The organism is Herbiconiux daphne (genome assembly GCF_024979295.1).
Classification (GTDB): domain Bacteria; phylum Actinomycetota; class Actinomycetes; order Actinomycetales; family Microbacteriaceae; genus Herbiconiux; species Herbiconiux daphnes.
The window spans coordinates 1-721 of record NZ_JANLCJ010000362.1; the positions used below are offsets into that span (position 1 = coordinate 1).

The 721-nt window shown below is 42.2% G+C and carries 1 protein-coding gene; it reads right to left on the minus strand.

What is annotated here, in order from left to right:
• Positions 1-185 precede the first annotated feature (185 nt).
• Positions 186-721: RtcB family protein (locus tag N1032_RS25265; RefSeq protein ID WP_259543336.1), on the minus strand; the 536-nt coding region annotated here is incomplete at its 5' end.

Sequence of the window (721 nt, forward strand, 5' to 3'; positions counted from 1 at the left end):
TAATCGACGCAAAAAGAAGTAGCGAATTAATCGTTAATAGTGTCTGCATCAACTGCTCCACAGTGAGGACATTCGTAGAACTGAACTGCACATTCATACAGTTCAGAATATTCTACAGTCGTTGGGTTCATCACTGAATCGCAGCTAGAGCACATATAATTCTCAGTGCTATAACCTGCCATGATTTAACCTTTGACGTTGACCAATGGTTTGATATGAGTAACAACTTCAATCAGATCTTCTTGATTGGTCATTACCTGATCAATAGGTTTGTAAGCCTCTGGACACTCATCAATGAAGTTGGTATCCACTGAGAAGCCAGACAGCTTGCTACCTTTCATTTGTTCTACGAAAGCGTCCAAGTCGAAAGTTTTCTTGGCTTTACTGCGAGACATAAGACGACCAGCGCCATGAGAGGAAGAGCAAAGAGCATCGACGTTTCCTTTACCTTTTACGATAAATACGCCATCCCGCATGTTTGCCGGAATGACACCCAGCATCCCTTCTTCTGCATGTGTTGCACCTTTACGGTGAATCCACAAGCCGTCCTTTTCTTCAGCGTGATTGTGATTACGATTAACCATTGTGTCTTCGAAGAATGTTACCTTCAAAACATCACAGATATTACGCATCATCTTTTCACGATTGAACAATGCCCAACGCAAACAGTAGTTCATTGCGCTGATGTAGTCCTGACCGAGATCAGAATTAACATCAATTG